The organism is Acinetobacter legionensis (assembly GCF_048551735.1).
Taxonomy (GTDB): domain Bacteria; phylum Pseudomonadota; class Gammaproteobacteria; order Pseudomonadales; family Moraxellaceae; genus Acinetobacter.
The window spans coordinates 1-470 of sequence record NZ_JBIMBV010000099.1; the positions used below are offsets into that span (position 1 = coordinate 1).

The 470-nt window shown below is 36.2% G+C and carries 1 pseudogene; it reads left to right on the forward strand.

The annotated features are described in order from the left end of the window. Positions 1 to 470: pseudogene (locus ACG9ZL_RS21190) on the forward strand (TipJ family phage tail tip protein); the annotation flags it as partial.

Genomic DNA, 470 nt, shown 5'->3' on the forward strand with positions numbered 1-470 from the left:
AAGGTTGGTGAAAATACAGCGTCGATTCAAACCCAACAATCATCAATTAATGGTATCAATCTTCAATATACCTTGAAATTACAGTCAGGTAATTTGATCAGCGGTATTGGAATGATGAATGATGGCAAAACTTCAGACATTATTTTTAATTCAAGTTCTGTGGCTTTTGGTTCTGATAATTCTGGTGTGGTGACCTATCCTATAGTGTTTCGAAATACCGCCTTTACCGATCCAGTAAATGGGACCGTTTTTCCTGTTGGTGCTTATATAAAGTCAGGTTTTTTTGATTATCAATCTGTTAAGACTTCACATATAGAAGATTTGGCTGTCAAAACAGCAAAGATTGAAGATTTAGCCGTAACAGCAGGAAAAATCAAAGATTTAGCAGTTGGTACTTTAAAGATACAAGATGAAGCAGTCACTGTTCCAACATCAATCAAGTCAACAAGTGAAATCGTCGTTTCAGGAGC